12 protein-coding genes are annotated in these 17,437 nt (G+C 58.1%); 7 read left to right on the top strand and 5 right to left on the bottom strand.

What is annotated here, in order from left to right:
- Nucleotides 1-64: 64 nt before the first annotated feature.
- Complete coding sequence (locus RIKMI_RS0107065) at nt 65-1,051, bottom strand: chorismate synthase (protein WP_027291030.1); 987 nt, start codon at nt 1,049-1,051, stop codon at nt 65-67.
- Nucleotides 1,052-1,400: 349 nt separating this feature from the next.
- Nucleotides 1,401-2,378 (bottom strand): KpsF/GutQ family sugar-phosphate isomerase, encoded by a 978-nt coding sequence (locus RIKMI_RS0107060; protein WP_245584947.1) that lies wholly within the window; start codon nt 2,376-2,378, stop codon nt 1,401-1,403.
- 123 nt (nt 2,379-2,501) lie between these two features.
- On the opposite strand from RIKMI_RS0107060, the gene recQ reads away from it, so the two are divergent.
- The 6 genes from recQ to upp all read left to right on the top strand — a co-directional run bounded on the left by recQ (nt 2,502) and on the right by upp (nt 9,271).
- Complete coding sequence (gene recQ, locus RIKMI_RS0107055) at nt 2,502-4,721, top strand: DNA helicase RecQ (protein ID WP_051214402.1); 2,220 nt, start codon at nt 2,502-2,504, stop codon at nt 4,719-4,721.
- A 173-nt stretch (nt 4,722-4,894) separates the two neighbouring features.
- Complete coding sequence (locus RIKMI_RS15230) at nt 4,895-5,026, top strand: hypothetical protein (RefSeq protein WP_256620793.1); 132 nt, start codon at nt 4,895-4,897, stop codon at nt 5,024-5,026.
- A 687-nt stretch (nt 5,027-5,713) separates the two neighbouring features.
- On the top strand, nt 5,714-6,304 hold the full coding sequence (locus RIKMI_RS0107045; RefSeq protein WP_156877458.1) for a hypothetical protein: 591 nt from the start codon (nt 5,714-5,716) through the stop codon (nt 6,302-6,304).
- Between the two features lie 242 nt (nt 6,305-6,546).
- On the top strand, nt 6,547-7,344 hold the full coding sequence (gene rsmA, locus RIKMI_RS0107035; RefSeq protein ID WP_027291026.1) for a 16S rRNA (adenine(1518)-N(6)/adenine(1519)-N(6))-dimethyltransferase RsmA: 798 nt from the start codon (nt 6,547-6,549) through the stop codon (nt 7,342-7,344).
- Nucleotides 7,345-7,619: 275 nt separating this feature from the next.
- Nucleotides 7,620-8,363: a 2-C-methyl-D-erythritol 4-phosphate cytidylyltransferase gene (locus tag RIKMI_RS14605; RefSeq protein ID WP_027291025.1), complete on the top strand. Its 744-nt coding sequence runs from the start codon at nt 7,620-7,622 to the stop codon at nt 8,361-8,363.
- A 251-nt stretch (nt 8,364-8,614) separates the two neighbouring features.
- On the top strand, nt 8,615-9,271 hold the full coding sequence (gene upp / locus RIKMI_RS0107025) for a uracil phosphoribosyltransferase (RefSeq protein ID WP_027291024.1): 657 nt from the start codon (nt 8,615-8,617) through the stop codon (nt 9,269-9,271).
- A 242-nt stretch (nt 9,272-9,513) separates the two neighbouring features.
- On the opposite strand, the gene RIKMI_RS0107020 is transcribed toward upp, so the two are convergent.
- The 3 genes from RIKMI_RS0107020 to RIKMI_RS0107010 form a co-directional block, all read right to left on the bottom strand.
- On the bottom strand, nt 9,514-11,445 hold the full coding sequence (locus RIKMI_RS0107020; protein WP_027291023.1) for a heavy metal translocating P-type ATPase: 1,932 nt from the start codon (nt 11,443-11,445) through the stop codon (nt 9,514-9,516).
- 338 nt (nt 11,446-11,783) lie between these two features.
- A complete protein-coding gene (locus RIKMI_RS0107015) occupies nt 11,784-13,694 on the bottom strand; it encodes a beta-N-acetylhexosaminidase (protein ID WP_037291660.1) in 1,911 nt (636 codons plus the stop codon).
- 28 nt (nt 13,695-13,722) lie between these two features.
- Nucleotides 13,723-14,724 (bottom strand): cation diffusion facilitator family transporter, encoded by a 1,002-nt coding sequence (locus tag RIKMI_RS0107010; RefSeq protein WP_336433348.1) that lies wholly within the window; start codon nt 14,722-14,724, stop codon nt 13,723-13,725.
- A 302-nt stretch (nt 14,725-15,026) separates the two neighbouring features.
- Here RIKMI_RS0107010 and RIKMI_RS0107005 point away from each other — a divergent pair, with 302 nt between their 5' ends.
- The gene (locus tag RIKMI_RS0107005; protein WP_037291658.1) at nt 15,027-17,339 is read left to right on the top strand and encodes an FtsX-like permease family protein; all 2,313 of its coding nucleotides are present in this window, start codon (nt 15,027-15,029) and stop codon (nt 17,337-17,339) included.
- Nucleotides 17,340-17,437: the final 98 nt, after the last annotated feature.

The following is a 17,437-nucleotide window of genomic DNA, read 5'->3' as shown; positions in this document are numbered from 1 at the left end:
AAATTCAGAATTCGCAATGCGATACGTACTTTTACCACCCGGAGGCGACAGTCGGCAGGGGAAGTCAGTCCGCGGAAATCATGGAAAAATCGCACAGTACGATAGCGGCCATCGCCTCTACGACCACCGGCACGCGCAGGGCGATGCAGGCATCGTGACGGCCGCGCACGACGAGGGGTTCCACTTTGCCGTCGGCGAAGTTGAAGGTTTGCTGCGCACTGGCGATACTGGAGGTGGGTTTCACCACGACCCGGAATACGACAGGGTTCCCGTTGCTGATTCCGCCGTTGATACCGCCGGCGTTATTGGTACGGGTGGTGCCGTCCGACGCGACGATATCGTCGTTATGCTGGCTGCCTCGCATGCGGGCGGCGGCGAAGCCGGCTCCGAATTCGACGCCTTTGACGGCGGGTATCGAAAACAGGGCGTGACTCAGTACGGCTTCGACGGAGTCGAAGAACGGTTCCCCCCAACCTACGGGAACGCCGCTCGCGGTGCACTCGATAATACCGCCGAGCGAATCCTGGCTGTCCACGGCGCTCTGCACGGCAGCTTCGATGTCGGCCGGTTCGGTGAATCCGCCGATTTCAAGAATCCGGCTTTCTATCTTTACGGTGCCGCCGAGTATCTTTTTCGCAATCGCTCCGGCGGCGACGATACCGAGGGTAATGCGTCCGGAAAAGTGGCCGCCGCCTCGGTAATCGCTGTATCCGTGCCATTTCTCGCGGGCTACGAAGTCGGCATGGCCGGGCCGGGGCTGGGTCACGAGGTTGGAATAGTCTCCGGAACGGGTGTTGGTGTTCCGGAATACGACGGTCAGCGGCGCGCCGGTGGTGTATCCGTTGAAAACGCCGGACACGATATGGGGTTCGTCGGCTTCCTTACGGGGGGTGGTGCCTTTGGCTCCGGCTTTCCGACGGTCGAGGTCGGCGTTCAGGTCGGCTTCGCTCAACGCAATGCCGGCGGGCACGCCGTCCACGACGATACCGATCAATTCTCCGTGGGATTCGCCGAATATGGATACTCTGAATTTTCGCCCGAAACTGTTCATAATCCTATTTAAATTAATCGTTCGTTTATTTGTACAGTTCAGGTTTGAGGTGACTGTTCTCTTTGTGAACAAAGAGAACCAGAAAAACTTTTTGAGATGCTTGCGCATCTCCTGAGCCTGCCGGGTATCCCCTTTTCTTTGACAGTCTTGTTTTGCAATGGCAGGGGGCTAACCAATTGTATTGGTAGGAAAAGCCCCCTGCCATTGCAAAACAAAGAGCAGGCTCAATGCAAGAGGACTGCGGAGGCTGAGGTGCATACGGCTGCTCGAAAGTCTTTTTGGTTCTTTTTCTTCAGAAAAAGAACGGTTGCCTCAAACATAACGTACAGAATAAACGAACGGTAAAAAATCAGACGACGCCTTCGCGGAGGATATCGTGGATATGGATAATTCCGCAATACGCATTACCGCGTTCCGGATCGAGAACGAGCAACTGCGTGATTTTATTTTGTTCCATCAGACGGAACGCCTTGACCGCCAATTCGTCCGCCCCGATCGTTTTCGGCGAAGCCGACATGATATCCCGCGCCCGCACCGCCGCGATATCCTTACCGCTCTGAAGCATCCGGCGCAGATCCCCATCCGTGACGATCCCCACCAGAGCGCCCGACACCGGATCCACCACCGCCGTGGCCCCCAGCCGCTTGCCCGATATTTCGATAATCACGCTGCTCAGATCGGCATCCGGCGTCACCTGCGGCACATCCTCGTCCGACATGATGTCCCGTACCGTCGTGTACAGTTTTTTGCCCAGCGCCCCCCCCGGATGGAACCGCGCGAAATCCTGCGCCGTGAACCCACGCATCTTAAGCAGCGTCATGGCCAGCGCGTCTCCCATCACCATCTGGGCCGTCGTGCTCGAAGTCGGAGCGAGATTGTTCGGGCAGGCCTCTTCCGCCACCGTCGTATTCAGTATCCTGTCGCAGTGCCGGGCCAGGAACGAATCGAGATTGCCCACCATCCCGATCAGCAGGTTGCCCATCTGCTTGATGAACGGCACCAGCACCTTGATCTCCGGCGAATTGCCGCTCTTGGAAATACAAATGATGATATCGTCCGGCTGGATGATGCCCAGATCGCCGTGAATCGCATCCGCAGCATGCATGAACACGGCCGGCGTGCCGGTGGAATTCAGCGTGGCGACGATCTTGTTCGCGACAATGGCGCTCTTGCCGATTCCGGTGATGATCAGCCGGCCCCGGCTGCGGAAAACGGTTTCGGCAATCTCGACGAAACCCCGGTCGATGTATCCTTCCAGCCGTTCGACCGCCGCGCGCTCCGTACGAATGATATTCCGGGCGAATTCGATGGTGTTTTCGGGAGTCACTTTCAGTTAATTTTTAGACAAAGGTAGTTGGATTTCGTGAAAAATCGTTACCTTTATTGTTGCTCGTGCCGGGCGTTACGCCCTCCGTCACGGGCACAACGGTTATTCACGGGGGATTCCATTATGGCAAAGAATACGTCTCAGCATCCTGCTTCCGACGCTTTGTACGAAAGTCTGAAGCGGCATTTCGGCTTTTCGCAGTTCAAAGGGAACCAGGAAGAGGTGATCCGCAACGTACTGGCGGGCAACGACACATTCGTGCTGATGCCCACGGGCGGCGGCAAATCGCTGTGTTACCAGCTCCCCGCGCTGATGATGGACGGCGTGGCGATCGTCATTTCACCGTTGATCGCCCTGATGAAAAACCAGGTGGACGCCATGCGCACTTTCGCCATGGAGGACGGAGTGGCCCACTTCCTCAACTCCTCGCTGAACAAAAGCGCCGTGCAGAAAGTGCGCGAAGACGTGTTGGCCGGCAAGACCAAACTGCTCTACTTCGCCCCCGAATCGCTGACCAAAGAGGAGAATGTCGAATTTCTCCGAAAAATCAAGGTATCGTTCTACGCCATCGACGAAGCGCACTGCATCTCGGAATGGGGCCACGACTTCCGTCCGGAATACCGGCGCATACGACCCATCATCGCAGAAATCGGCCAGGCACCGGTGATCGCCCTGACGGCTACCGCCACGCCGAAAGTACAACTGGACATCCAGAAGAACCTGGGCATGCAGGACGCCAAAGTCTTCAAGTCGTCGTTCAACCGGCCCAACCTTTATTACGAAGTGCGGCCGAAAGTAGGGGCGACCAAAGAGATCATCAAATACATCAAGCAACACGCGGGCAAAAGCGGAATCATCTACTGCCTGTCGCGCAAAAAGGTCGAGGAACTGGCCGAGCTGCTCGTGGTGAACGGCATCAAGGCGCTGCCGTACCACGCGGGCATCGACGCCGCCACGCGTGCCGCCAACCAGGACAAGTTCCTGATGGAAGAGGTGGACGTAATCGTAGCGACCATCGCTTTCGGGATGGGCATCGACAAACCCGACGTGCGGTACGTGATCCACTACGACATTCCCAAGTCGCTGGAGGGATACTACCAGGAGACCGGTCGGGCCGGCCGTGACGGCGGAGAAGGTCGCTGCATCACTTTCTACAGCTACAAGGATATTCAGAAACTCGAAAAATTCATGCAGGGCAAACCGGTGGCCGAACAGGAGATCGGCAAGCTGCTGCTTCAGGAGACCGTGTCCTACGCCGAAAGCGCCATGTGCCGGCGGCGGATGCTCCTGCACTATTTCGGGGAACAATACGACGACCCGAACTGCGGCTGCTGCGACAACTGCTGCAACCCCCGCGAAGAGTTCGAAGGGCGGGAATTCATGCGGCTGATGCTGGAGACGTTGCAGGCCATCGGACCGGGATTCAAGGCCGATTACCTGGAAGCGATGCTGCTGGGCAAAGCCACGAACCTCGTCAAATCGTACAAACACCACAAGCTGGAACTGTTCGGAGCCGGCGCCGGGCACGACGCGCAGTTCTGGAGCGCGGTGATCCGCCAGGGATTGATCCTGGGACTGATCGATAAGGATATCGAAAATTACGGATTGCTCTCCATCAGCGAAACCGGTCGCGCCTATCTGGCGCCAGGCGGCGCGTACAGCGTGAAACTGGTGGCGGACCACCGTTACGAAGAGACGGACGACGAAGATTCGCTGACCGTGCACGGAGGCGGACGCAGCGGAGGCGCGGCGGACCCGATTCTTTTCTCGATGCTGACCGACCTGCGGAAAGAGGTGGCTAAAAAACACGACCTGCCCCCCTACGTCATCTTCTCGGAAGATTCGCTCAAGGAGATGACGATCCAGTACCCGGTGACGCTCGAAGACATGCTGAACATCACGGGAGTGGGAGAAGGCAAGGCGAGACGTTACGGGAAACCGTTCATCGACCTGATCGCCCGATACGTCGAAGAGAACGGCATCGAACGACCGCAGGAGATGGTGGTCAAAAGCGTGGTGAACAAGAGCAGGAACAAGGTCTTCATCATCCAGAGTATCGACCGCAAGATGGACTTCAAGGACATCGCGGACGCGAAAGGACTGACGATGGAAGAGCTGATGGACGAAATCGAGGCTATCGTCGGCGCGGGAACGCGGCTCAACATAGATTACTACATTACGGAGATGGTGGACGAAGACAAGGTGCCGGACATCATCGACTATTTTACCGAAGAGGCGCAGACGGATTCGGTGGAGGAAGCCGTGCGGGAGCTGGGGCCGGATTATACGGAAGACGAGATACGTCTGGTGCGGGTCAAATTCCTGAGCGAGGCGGGCAACTGATCTTCCGGAGGCGTTTCCCGATGGATGCCGTCCGCAGCGGCGGGGCGGACACGGGCCGTCCGAAATCATGCAGATTCGATACTGGTCGGCAACAAGATATTCCCCTGCATGGCTCGCTTATGCCCGGGCCATACAGGGGGAAACCGCCGAAGACAAACTCGACATGCAACCGTATGATTATTGGTCCGCGTAGCAACCAGCCCGGAGCCACCCTCGGCGAAGGGCTGCAACTTGCGGTCGTTAATTTCGCTTCGCTCGTTTTACCCGACGGCTTCTCGCCGCTCGGCCATTCGTGCGAACCTTAGGGTGCTCTCCGGCAGCGTCGGTTCGGGCTGACTGCTATGCGGACGATTAATCTTATGTCCGTCGCCGACGGGCGTTTGTTTTTCTTCGCCCGCTCATGCCGCGGGGCACCGGTTGCTCCGGACGCCTCATGCCGGCGGGGCACTTACTTTTTTACCTACGGTTTGCCTGTGGCTTCCTCGCGCTGCCTCGCCATAGTCCGTAAACGGCCTCTGGCCTCGGTACGCTGCTCGGTTCCTCCTGGCGCCTCGGCCATACGAACAAGTTCGATGGCTCTCGGCTGCTGCGTCGGTTGCGCGACCAAAAAAGTAAGCAAAAAAGTCGCCGGGAATGCGATTCCCCGTTCCCGACTCACGTCGGATCGGAAAATCGCACATTCCCAGGCCAGCAGTCTTTACCCGTGAACTAAACGCAAGGGAAAAGGCCGGGGATATTTAATTGTACGATTTTATGTAAAGTTCTCCCGATGTCAGCCCGGAGCCACCCCCGGCGAAGGGCTGCAACACTCGCAAAGCTCGTTTGGCCCTCGCTGGCTCCGGGCTTTAACCTGCAAATTAAAAGTACGGTTTTAATTTAGGGTTCCGCGTTAGCGGGCTGGGCTTCCTTTTGGGAGGCCCAGTGCCGCTCGGCACCGGAGCCGAGCGGCCTTAGCCTAACCGAACGGAAACACGAAACCAATAAATAATATGATGCGAAAGCAACTTCTGAAAGGTTTATGCGGCCTGTGTGCCCTCCTGCTCGTCGCAGGGTGCTCGTCCAAATTCAAACCGCAATGGCAGACATGCGAACTCGACGGTCTCAGCGTAGAAATGCCCTTCGCACTGGAAACCTATCCCGACAGCCGCAACGAATTGCCCGAACCGGTACGTAAGTTAGTCGTCGATATGCAGATGCTGTTCCACGAGGAGCCTGAACTCCCGATTATGGGAATGATAAACAGCACGCAATACATTCCCGCCGTGTCCGGACAACTGAGCCTGGACGGAGCCGCGGAAAACGGTATTGCCGGCATCAAAGCACGGGCCGACCAAACCGGGACAGACGATATCCGGATGGAAACGACGACGATCGAAACGGACGGCATCGCCGGTCGCGAGGTGAGCGGTACGATGGACATCGACGCGCAAAAAGTCAAATTCCGGATGCGGGTCTATGTGGACGAAGCACGGATGTGGATCGTGCAGTTCGTTTGGGGAGCGGACGTATCGGACAAAGTGGCCGACCGGATCATGGAAAGCATCTCGCTCGGCCAGACTTCCGCCCCGGCCTCAGCATCTTAGAACCCGTCCGGCCCGTCGTAAAAATTACCTTACCGGAACCTGCATGGGCAGGCCGAACGTATCGGGGAACGAGATATGCCCCGCCCGGCTCCATGTCTCGCAGAACGAAACGGCGCAAGCCGGACGAAAGACCCGAAAAGTCCGGATCAGACAGGAGTCGGGCCATCCATTCGGCTCGACAGCGAAACGAAAAGACAGCAAAGAATGAGCGTTATATCTTTAAACAGGCCCTCGATCGAAGTATGGCGGAGGTAAGAGCGAAAAAACATTTGGGGCAGCATTTCCTGACCGACCTGAACGTAGCCCGGCGCATCGCCGAAACGTTGGAACCGGGGAAAGGCGGGCGGCAGGTATTGGAAGTCGGGCCCGGAATGGGCGTGCTGACGCGATTTCTGTTACCGGTTTACGGAGATCGGCTGACGGTGGCGGAAATCGACGGAGAGAGCGTGGATTATCTGCGGATACATTATCCGGAACTGCATATTCTCGAAGGGGATTTCCTGAAACTCGACCTGGCCGCCATATACAGTGAAGGCGGGGTAAACGTGATCGGGAATTTCCCGTATAACATCTCATCGCAGATATTTTTCAAAATATTGGAAAACAAAGAGATCGTTCCGATCGCGGCGGGTATGGTACAGAAGGAGGTGGCGGTACGGCTGGCGGCGGCTCCGGGAGGAAAGGAGTACGGTATCCTGAGCGTTCTGCTCCAGGCTTATTACGACATCGAATATCTTTTCACGGTGCCGCCGGGGGTGTTCAACCCGCCGCCGAAGGTGCAGAGTGCGGTGATCCGGCTGGTACGCAACAGGACGGAACGGCTGGACTGCGACGAAACGCTATTCAGAAAGGTCGTCAAGGCCACGTTCAATCAGCGCCGGAAAACGGTGCGCAATTCGCTGTGTTCGGCATTCCCTGCGATCCGGGAGGCGATAGCCTCCGGACAGACGGAAGCGCATCCGTTCTTCGGCCTGCGGCCGGAAACATTGTCGGTAGCGCAGTTCGTCGAGCTGACCCGCTGGACGCAAACCGTCATCTGAATCCCATTTCAACCGTTCGATTATTCGGACGGTTGAATTTGAGGTACTGTTCTTTTTAACTTCGCTACGTTCGTTTTGCCCGGCGGCTTCCTCACGCTACCTCGCCATAGTCCGTAAACGGCCTCTGGCTTCGGTACGCAGCGCGGTTCTTCCTTGCGCCTCGGTCCTACGAACGAGCCCGATAGCGCTCGGCGGCTGCGTCGGTTCTTTCTTTCAAAGCAAGAACGGCTGCCTCAAACATCGATGTATCGAATAATCGAACGGGAAAAAGAGTTATGCACACGATATTAACAATAATAGTAGCAGCCGGCAACGGGACACGTATGGGAACCGAGCTGCCCAAGCAATTCCTGGCTATTGGCGGCGAGCCGATTGTGATGCGGACGATACGGAGCATGTCGGCAAGTGTGGACCGTTTTTTAACAGATTGTTCATCGAATGTGGACGAACAAGCGGAAGCGTCGCCGAATGTTGAAAACTATGTTCATAAAATCGTACTCGTTCTGCCGGCCTCCCATATTCCCCAGTGGAGAGAACTGTGCGACCGGCACCGCTTTCGGATAGAGCATACAGTCGTGGCGGGAGGAGAGACACGCTTCCATTCCGTCCGAAACGGGCTGGCCGCGGCACCCGACGCCGACATCGTACTGGTACACGACGGAGTACGGCCGTTTGCGGACAGCCGTGTCGTGGCCGATGTCATTCTCGCCGCCCGCAGGCACGGAGCCGCCGTGCCGGTCGTGCCGGTGGTCGATTCGTTGCGGAAACTGAGCGGAACGGACGGAGACAGCGAATCTGTAAACCGTTCGGCCTACCGAGCCGTACAAACCCCGCAGGGATTTCGAGGCGACCTGCTCCGGAAAGCCTACGGGGCGCCTTACGACGGACGCTTTACGGACGACGCTTCGGTCGTGGAACTGACAGGTACGGGAAGAGTCGTGCTTACCGAAGGAAACACGGCGAATCTGAAGATCACGACGCCGGTCGATCTGGCGATAGCCGAAGTCTTGCTGAGGTAGATCTGCTCCAAATCGCAGATCGTCCGATTCCCGGCGCTCCCGCCCCTACTCGAATCGCATAGCCGGAAACGCCGGCAGTACCGAAAGTTCCGGTTGCGGAAAGTTTTGGCTACTTGTACCGAAAAAGGCGAATTTCCGCCGTCCGTGTTGCCCGTCTGCCGAAAAAGTTTATATTTGTAGTACGGAACACGGCATCCGGGAAGCCCGCGTTCCGTTATTGCCCTGCTCCCCGGATTCCTATCTTTCCGAATATCATGATTAAAATACTGGACCGGCAGAACTCCATACTTTCGCGTTACGTGGCGCAGATGCGCGACGAAGTGACCCAGCGCGACCCGATGCGTTTCCGGCGCAACCTGGAACGGAGCGGCGAAGTGATCGCCTACGAAATCAGCAAAACGCTGGATTACAAACCGCAAAACGTGGTCACGCCGCTCGGCGAGGCCGAAATGATGCTGCCCGCCGACGAAGTGGTGATCGCCTCCATCCTGCGGGCAGGTATCCCGATGCATAACGGATTCCTGAACGTGTTCGACAATGCCTCCAACGCGTTCGTATCCTCTTTCCGCAAATACAGTAAAGACGGGACGATGAAGATCGTACTGGAACAGGTGACGACGCCCGACCTGGAGGGAAAAGTGCTTATCATCGTCGATCCGATGCTGGCGACGGGCGCCTCTATCGAACTGGCCTATTACGCCTTGTTGGAAAAAGGCGGCGTCCCCTCCCACACGCACCTGGCCGCAGTGATTTCGTCGGCCGACGGCGTGGAATATGTACAGAAACGGCTCCCGATGGACCACGTGACGCTCTGGACGGCGGCGGTGGACGAGGAGATGACGGTCAAGTCGTACATCGTACCCGGTATCGGCGACCCGGGCGATCTGGCTTACGGCAAAAAACTGTAAGACTTCCGGGACAATAACGGGAGGGGGGAGACCTTGACAGGTCTCCCCCCTTTTTCGTGCCGTCGCCCGGGGACGTCCTTTTTTAACCTATTGCCAAGCGGCGAAATACGGTAAATCGTATCCGGTCATATACCCGGATATATCACAATAGTTTCCGCCGATGCTTTTTCTGTCCGCGCCGGCTCCTGCCCGGCAGAGACCGAAAACGCATCCGACACGGAATGAAGACGCAGGATCTTTGCTCAGAACCGTTTACGCATGATCCGGACAGCATTCAACACCGCCAGCAGCGAGACGCCCACATCGGAGAAAACAGCCTCCCACAACGTGGCCAGCCCGCCGGCGCCGAGCGCCAGCACCGCCAATTTCACCGCAAAAGCCAGCACGATATTCTGCCTCACGATGCGGCGCGTAGCCCGGCCGATACGGATAGCCATCGGAATACGTCCCGGCTGGTCGGTCTGGACGATCACGTCCGCCGTCTCCACCGCCACGTCGCTCCCCAAGCCGCCCATCGCGATGCCCACATCGCTCAGCGCCAGGGCCGGGGCGTCGTTGATCCCGTCCCCCACGAACGCCACGACATTCGCCGGATCCGCTTTCAACCGTTCGATCCGCTCCACCTTGCCTTCCGGCAGCAAATCGCCGTAAGCCTGCCCGATTCCCAGATCGGCGGCCAGCCGCGATACGATAGCCTGACGGTCGCCCGACAGCATGACGATCCGGCGTATCCCTTCTTTCCGCAACCCTGCGACCGCATCCCGCGCATCCTCTTTCGGCATGTCGGCGACCACGATATAGCCCGCATACCGTCTCTCCACAGCGCACAGGACGATCGTTCCCGGTATGCCGTCCGTTTCCGGCGGGAAATCCACCCCGTAATGTCCGAGCAGCTTCGCATTTCCGGCCAATACCTCCTTCCCGTTCACCGTCGTCTCAATGCCGAGGCCCGGAATCTCTTTCGCATCGGACGAGGAAAGGAATACGGGCGTCATTTCCGGCAGCGCCCGCACGATCGCCCGCGCGATCGGATGATTACTCCGCATCTCCGCCGCAGCGACCGTTTCCAATAACTGTTTTTCGGAAAGCCCTTCGGCCGGTACGACCTGTTGCACTTCGAACACGCCTTTCGTAAGCGTCCCCGTCTTGTCCATCACTACGGTGTTCACTTTCGTGATCGCATCCAGATAATTGCTCCCCTTGAACAGGATTCCCCGGCGCGAAGCGGCGCCGATGCCGCCGAAATAACCCAACGGGACACTGACGACCAATGCGCAGGGGCAGGAGACCACCAGAAAAACCAGTCCCCGGTAGAGCCAGTCGCCGAAATCGTAATCGAATCCGGAAGCGGCCAGCGACCACACCCACGGTACCGCCACGATCAGCGCGGCCGCCGCCATGACCGCCGGCGTATAGATACGGGCGAATTTCCGGATGAACAACTCGGCCGGCGCCTTGCGGTCGGCTGCGTTCCGAACCAGATCGAGAATACGCGACAGGGCGCTTTCCCCTGCCGGCCGCGCGACCCGGATCCGACAAACGTTTTCCGTGGCGATCATACCCGCGAGCACCTCTTCCCCGCGCCCGATACGGCGCGGTACGCTCTCGCCTGTCAGAGCGGAGGTATCGAACGATGCGGCATCGCTCTCCGAGATACCGTCCAACGGTACCCGCTCCCCGACCCGCACCTCGATCGTCTCCCCTATGCGTACCTCCGCAGGCGAGACAGTTTCGATCCCTTTCTCCCGGACGACGGCCGCCGTTTCGGGCCTCACGTCGAGCAGGGCGCCGATGCTCCGCTTCGCACGGCTCACGGCCCTGTCCTGGAACAGTTCGCCGACAGCATAGAAGACCATGACCGCGACCCCTTCCGGATACTCTCCGATCAGGAACGCCCCGGCCGCCGCGACGCTCATCAAGGTAAATTCACTGAAAATCTCCCCGCTCCGCATCGTTTCCCAAGCCTCTCTCAATACCGGAACGCCGACCGGAACGTAAGCCGCGAGATACCATACGAGCCGGATCCGTCCGTCCCGGAAAAACGGGACGTCGGCGGCCGACAAAAAGATTCCTGCGGCCAGCAGGACGAATGAGACGGCGATCTTCAGCATCTCCTTTTTCTGCATATCCTGTTCCGTTCCGCAGCAGCTACCGTTACAATGACCATGCGACATGATTTCCGTATTTTATCGAAGGTAAATATATACGACTTCACCCTACATTATATGGATGCCTGATTTTCAGCACATTTTATCCCTTCCCCTTTAAACGGAAAAAGTTCCGGCACCGGACTTTTGTCAAAACCTGCAACGTCTTACTCTGGCGATACCGCGACACCGGAACCGTTATCTCCGATTGTGCAAAACAGGACCAGGCACCCGGCCTTTGCCGGACTCAAAATTAGCGCATCCTGTCATGCAACCGGGTTGCAATGAAGGCTCCGGAAAGACGAATCCCGGACAGGATCGCGCCTGTCCGGGATTCGCCGTAATGCTGTCCGCAGGAAACGGCCTCAAAGGTTGCCGATGACCCGTTCGGTCTTGACGGCACGCGCTTTCAGTTCTTTCACGTCGAGACGGATCAACGCCCCGACGGGTTCTTTGCCCCGGTAGGTCGCCACCGTGATCCGGCTCGCGTTCAGCGGCACGACCACCGGGTCCGTATATTTCAGCCCGTGCAGGTCGGGAATCGTATTGTCGAACGAATAGTAGATGTCCAGCCCCGGCACCTCCGCGGCCAGCGACACCCGCAACGCGCCGAGCGAATCGGCCTCGGTGGTCACGATCGCGTTGTACATGCTCCGCGAGTGGTTCACGTCTGCCCGGTCGGCCCGGCGGAAATGGTGTTCGGTACGTTTCACGAAGCCCGCCCAATCTTTCCGCAGCGTATCCGTCCAGAACACTTCGGCCAAAGCCCAGCCTCGCGGCCATGCCATGTATTCCGCATGGCGGAACGTGGGCACCGACTCGGCCCACAGGTTAGCCTGCCCGCCGACGATCCACGAGGAGTCGATACCCGCCGGCACCGGATCCCAGTTGTAGGCATCGGTCAGGCGGCACATCGAATAGGTATTCGGTTCGACGGTCGGTTCGCCCTGATACAGGTCGATATAACAATGGTTGTCCGGGGTCATGATGACATGGTGCCCCTGTTCGGCCGCCAGAATCCCCCCTTTCATACCCCGCCAGCTCATCACCGTCGCTTCCGGACTCAAACCTCCTTCGTGTATCTCGTCCCAGCCGACCAGTTTTTTGCCTTTCGCTTTCAGGATGCCCTCCATCTCGTGGATGAACCAGCTCTGCAACTCGTTCACGTCTTTCAGCCCCTTGTCCTTCATCAGCTTCGTGCATTTCGGGCATTTCTGCCAGAACCCTTTGAAACACTCGTCGCCCCCCACGTGGATATACTCGCCGGGGAACATTTCGGCCACCTCGGCGAATATCTTTTCCATATATTCCATCGTTTTCGGTCCCCCGATGCAGAGCGAATTTTCGTCGGTCCCGTAAAACTTGTTCCCCACATTGACCGCCTCCGGCGCGTCGAGGCAGGCCAGTTCCGGATAGGCCACCAGCGCCGCCAGCGAATGGCCCGGCACATCGACCTCCGGCATGATCGTCACATAGCGCCTGCGCGCGTATTCGACCACTTCGGCGATGTCCGCTTTGGTATAGAAACCACCGTAAGTCGTCGCTTCGCCCGGCCGCTGCGGCTCGCGGCTCCACCAGTCCCCTACGCGCGGGGCGCGCCAGGCCCCCACCTCGGTCAGCCGGGGCAGCGCGTCGATCTGGATGCGCCACCCCTGGTCGTCGGTCAGGTGCCAGTGGAAACGGTTCATCTTATACTCGGCCATCTCGTCGATGAACCGTTTGACCTCCTCTTTGGTAAACCAGTGGCGGCTCACGTCGAGCATCATGCCGCGCCACGCGAACCGGGGACGGTCGCTGATTTCGATCGCCGGAACCGTCCATGCCGTCCCATCGACCCGTTCCTGACTTTTGATCTGCTCCGGAAACAGTTGCAGGAGGGTCTGCATCCCATAGAAGACCCCGGCCGGTTTCCGGGCCGAGATCGTGGCCCCCTGCGGCGTCACCGACAGGCGGTACCCTTCGTCTCCCAGCGTCGTATCGGCGGTGAGGGCGAACACGACATTCGCCTTCTTCGGCGACGTAGTGGTTTCGAACGGCAGTCCCGTGGGCGGAATCACCTTTTGCCCGAACAGGTCGGCGATCTCGGCCAGTTCTTCGTTCCCCGGCTCGTAAGCTACGGTAAACTGCCTGAATGTGTAACTGCCTTCGCTTTCCCGCACCGACAGGGGCTGCGGAATCAGGTTGAACTTGCCCTGCGATTCGTAGGCGGCGGCCGGCGAACCGCACAACAGCAGCCCGGCCAGCATCGACATCAGAAATTTCGGTTTTCGTATCATAGGTTTGGGTTGATGATTTTCGGTTTCGCTACTCCTCCCCTTCGGCGCTGCGTGTTTCGTCGCTTTTGGTCATTTCGGCCAGCGTGAAAGGCTGCACGACCCTGAACGGCGAACGACGGTAAGGGCAGTCGCATACCTGACAATGCGCGCAATGGTGCTCGCGGCAGGAATCGGTATGCACCGATACCAGCAGCCTCCCGTCGAATCCCGTCCGGAGACTCTCCTGCAAGGCTTCGCAGGCGTCGTGTCCCTGGGCGATGTTGTAATACCACGGCAAGGTCAGGTCGCAATCCACATACAACAGGCTGCCGTAACGGATCGCCTTGAGGTTGTGCACGTCGATCCACTCGGGTCTCCGACGGCCCGAAAGAGTACGGACAATCTGTTCCAGCACGTTCCGGTCGGCCTTGTCCGTCAGCCCGCCGACCGTTTTGCGCAGTATCCGGATGCCCGTCGCGCCGATCACCGAACCGAAGACGAGCGCCAGCGCACCGTCGATCCACGGAATCCGGGTGAAATAGAGCAACGCCAGCCCGGCGACCAGCCCGACGGTCGAATAGGTGTCCGATTGCAGATGCCTGCCGCCGGCCACCAGCGCGATGGAGTCGTATCTCCGCCCCATACGGATACTGTACCATCCGGCTACCCAATTGACAAGTCCCGCGACGGCGACCACGACGATCCCGACGTCCAGCCGTTCGGGCATCTGGGGCGCAAACAACCGCCTGATCCCTTCGACCGCGATCAAGGCTCCGGCCACGAGAATCATCAGCCCCTCGACCGATGCGGAAATCAGTTCCACTTTCCCGTGCCCGAAAGGGTGCCCGGCATCTTTCGGGCGGGCGGAGAGCCGCAGGCTGTAAAAGGTGATGAAACCGGCCGTCACATTGACGATGCTCTCCATCGCATCGGTCAGGATACCGACCGAGCCGGTCACAAAAAACGCCAGGAACTTGCCGGCCATCAGCACGACCGAAACCGCCACCATCCGGGCCTGTACCCGCTGTTTTATCCTGCCGGCATCCATCATGCGAACAAAGATAGGAAAAAACGGCATGTTCCTCTATCCCCCTGGTTGCAGGCGGGAGAGAGACGCGCTCGATTCTGCGAGCCGGTTCCGACCCAGGGAATGCGACGCCCGGCCGGCGGAAGCCGGGAATATCGCCATACGTCGTTTTTATGCCCCGCAAGGACATGCGCTCGTAACGGAACGACTATGTATCCCGGCGCCTGCGGGTAAATTTTTATATTTGTTGAGTCTCTGTCATTTTTCATCCTATTTCCCTCTTGCCCATGCGTCTCAAAACTTTATTCCCCAGACATAAACTCTACGTGAGACTCAACATACTGGGATTCGCCGTCGCCCTGGCCACCGTCATTTTCATCGGCATGTATGCCGCGCGGGAACTCACGATGAACATGTTCCACGAAGATTCGGAACGGATATATAAAATCAGCGGCTGGGGATGCCCCTATGCTCTGGCACCCACCATCGGCAGAGGCGTGCCGGAAATCGAAGCCATCGCCAACGTCTCCGGCCGGAACTATTCCGTATCGGTCAAACTTCCCGACAGCGAAGAGTCGGTCCATGCTCAGGACGGTTTTCTGCTGGCCGACCCGTCGTTTTTCGACGTGTTCACTTTCCCGATCGTACAGGGCAACCGCGACAATCCGCTGCCCGACATCCATTCGATCGTACTGACCGCAACCACCGCCCGCGCCCTGTTCGGCAACGAAAGTCCCATCGGACAGACTGTCGTTATCGGAGACGACAACCGGTATGTCGTTACCGCTGTGGCCGCGGATATCCCGATGAACTCGTCCATCCGATTCTCGTTCGTGCTGCCGCTGAACCCTCGGCAGGAGCTTTACGAAGGGCGCACGCTGGATCAGGACTGGAACAGCTGGCAATACGAAATTTTCGCCAAAGTACGTCCCGGCCGGAACATCGAGGCCCTCAACGAAAAGATACAGGACGTCGTCCGCAGAAACGGCAACTTGCAGTACGAGGTCGAACGCGTGGTATGTTATCCTCTGTCGGATGTCTATTTCAACTATGCCGATCTGTTCACTTCGTTCAAAGGCGGGAACCACAAACAAGTCGTCGCCATGATCTGGGTCGGGATCATCATTCTGCTGCTGGCCGTCGTCAATTTTTTCAACCTTTCGACGGCCCAGGGCATGGTACGCGCCAAAGAGATCGGCCTGCGCAAGGTCAATGGCGCCACACGCTCGCGGCTCATCGCCCGGTTTCTGGGCGAATCCGTGGCAATGACCTTTTGCGCCATGCTGCTGGCACTGGTCATGGTCGATCTGTTGCTGCCTTTTTATAACAGCCTCGTCGGATTCGAATATCCGTTCATTTGGATGGACCGGCCGTGGCAATGGGGCATACTCCTCGGAGGGACATTGGCGGTAGGGACGATCGCCGGCAGTTATCCGGCCTTCTATCTCAGCGCGCTCGATCCGGTGAATACGTTGTACACCGGCCGTATCGGACGCGGACGCGGCGTATTGCTGTTCCGCCGGATTCTGATCGTCGTTCAACTGGTAGCATCGATCGGAGTGATCGTCTGCACGCTGATCATCTCGGCCCAACTGGACCACCTCCGTACCAAAGACCTGGGGTTCGACAAGGAACAGATCGTCTGTATCGGGATGGACAATACGATCTACGAACACCGGCAGGCTTTCTTTTCGGAACTCCGGCAGCTGCCGTTCGTACAAAACGTGAGCCTGACACCCGGAACGGTGGGGAACATAGACATGGGAGCCAAGTTGCAGGGACGTTACCAGGAAGAGAAAAAAGAGATATGGAGCAAATTCCTTTATATCGACACAGCGTTCTTTTCCACCTTCGGCGTCGAAATGGTGCAGGGAGATACACGGTTCCGGGACGGCACGACGAGCGTAATCCTGAACGAAGCCGCCATGGCGGCGCTCCAGGTCGACGATTACAACCAACTGCGCATCCAGCAGACACCGGGCGACGATCCCCATATCCCGTTGCTGAGAGTCAACGGCGTATGCCGCGATTTCAACTTCAAACCCTTGCGCCAGGGGGTCGAACCGTTAGCCATGTTCATCCTGCCGATCGAAGCGGGATTGATAAACGTCAGGGTCGAAGCAGGTTCGATCGACGACATACAACGTGTTTTCAGGGAGATCGGGACGATCTACGAACGATTCGCTCCCTCGCAACCGCTGGAGATAGAGCTGCTCGACACCTATCTGGCGCAGCTTTACCATTCCGAACAACGGTTCAAGACGATCTTCGGCGTCTTTTCGGTATTGGCTATGCTGATCTCCTGTTTCGGTATTTTCGGGTTGATCGTCTTCTCGAACGCCCGCCGGAAAAAAGAAATCGGCGTACGGAAAGTCCAGGGAGCCACCGTTCTCCAGATCGTCGGATTACTCGTCCGCAGTTATCTGATCTACGTAGGCATCGCTTTCGCCATAGCGACGCCGGCGGCCTACTACCTGATGTCGCAATGGTTGCGGAATTATCCCTATCGAGTCGATCCGCATGGGGGCTTTTTCCTCGCAGGCGGTGCGATTACCCTGTTCGTGGTCATGCTGACGGTCGGCTTCCAAAGCTGGCGCGCGGCCACGGCCAATCCCGTGCGTTCGTTGCGTTCGGAATAAGCGCCCCCGCGACGCAAAACGCCGCGAGCGGACTCATAACGCCATATTCCGGCCGGGAATATATCCGCAGCCCGGCCTTATTCAGACCGCGGAGGGGG

The organism is Rikenella microfusus DSM 15922 (assembly GCF_000427365.1).
Lineage (GTDB): Bacteria > Bacteroidota > Bacteroidia > Bacteroidales > Rikenellaceae > Rikenella > Rikenella microfusus.
The sequence above is the reverse complement of the archived record's forward strand: the minus strand, read 5'-3'. Positions and strand labels throughout refer to the sequence as shown.

Bases quoted from the DNA above. Each gene is read 5' to 3' on its own strand.
- rsmA (WP_027291026.1), top strand. From the start codon at position 6,547: ATGGCGGAGGTAAGAGCGAAAAAACATTTGGGGCAGCATTTCCTGACC.
- RIKMI_RS0107010 (WP_336433348.1), bottom strand. From the start codon at position 14,724: ATGATGGATGCCGGCAGGATAAAACAGCGGGTACAGGCCCGGATGGTG.
- RIKMI_RS0107045 (WP_156877458.1), top strand. From the start codon at position 5,714: ATGCGAAAGCAACTTCTGAAAGGTTTATGCGGCCTGTGTGCCCTCCTG.
- RIKMI_RS0107015 (WP_037291660.1), bottom strand. From the start codon at position 13,694: ATGATACGAAAACCGAAATTTCTGATGTCGATGCTGGCCGGGCTGCTG.
- RIKMI_RS0107065 (WP_027291030.1), bottom strand. From the start codon at position 1,051: ATGAACAGTTTCGGGCGAAAATTCAGAGTATCCATATTCGGCGAATCC.
- RIKMI_RS0107020 (WP_027291023.1), bottom strand. From the start codon at position 11,445: ATGTCGCATGGTCATTGTAACGGTAGCTGCTGCGGAACGGAACAGGAT.
- RIKMI_RS14605 (WP_027291025.1), top strand. From the start codon at position 7,620: ATGCACACGATATTAACAATAATAGTAGCAGCCGGCAACGGGACACGT.
- recQ (WP_051214402.1), top strand. From the start codon at position 2,502: ATGGCAAAGAATACGTCTCAGCATCCTGCTTCCGACGCTTTGTACGAA.
- RIKMI_RS15230 (WP_256620793.1), top strand. From the start codon at position 4,895: ATGATTATTGGTCCGCGTAGCAACCAGCCCGGAGCCACCCTCGGCGAA.